General features: G+C 46.0%; 1 protein-coding gene. It reads left to right on the forward strand.

All coding sequences use genetic code 11. The features are described from left to right. The coding region (locus AB4329_RS22475) for a flagellin (RefSeq protein WP_372139337.1) at positions 1-822 on the forward strand (822 nt) is incomplete at both ends.

Consider the following 822-nt stretch of genomic DNA (forward strand, 5'->3'; position numbering starts at 1 on the left):
CAAAAGATGACGCTGCGGGCCTACAAATCTCGAACCGTTTGAACGTTCAGAGCCGTGGTCTTGATGTTGCTGTACGTAACGCGAACGACGGTATCTCTATTGCACAAACTGCTGAAGGTGCAATGAACGAGACAACGAACATCCTGCAACGTATGCGTGATTTGTCTCTACAGTCTTCAAACGGCTCAAACTCAAAATCTGAGCGTGTAGCGATTCAAGAAGAAGTAACTGCGCTTAACAATGAACTTAACCGTATCGCAGAAACCACATCTTTCGGTGGTAACAAACTCATTAATGGCACTTACGGAACTCAGTCATTCCAAATCGGTGCGGACAACGGTGAAGCGGTAATGCTTCAACTGAAAGACATGCGCTCTGATAACGCTCAGATGGGTGGTAAGAGCTACCAAACTGAGAACGCGAAAGATAAAGATTGGAACGTTCAATCAGGCTCTAACGACCTAAAAATGTCGTTCACTGATAACTTCGGTCAAGCACAAGAAATCGACATCAGCGCAAAAGCGGGTGACGACATTGAAGAGCTAGCAACGTACATCAACGGTCAACAAGATTCTGTTAAAGCATCTGTAACTGAAGACGGCAAGCTACAAATGTTCACTGGCAACAACAAAGTGAGCGGCGATGTGTCTTTCTCTGGTGGTCTTGCTGGTGAGTTAGGTATTCAAGCAGGTAAAGACGTAACGGTTGACACTATCGATGTAACATCAGTTGGCGGCGCACAAGAGTCTGTAGCTGTTATCGATGCGGCACTTAAGTATGTAGACAGCCACCGTGCTGAATTGGGTGCTTTCCAAAACCGTT

The organism is Vibrio sp. 10N.261.54.A5 (genome assembly GCF_041471145.1).
GTDB classification, from domain to species: Bacteria; Pseudomonadota; Gammaproteobacteria; order Enterobacterales; family Vibrionaceae; genus Vibrio; species Vibrio crassostreae_C.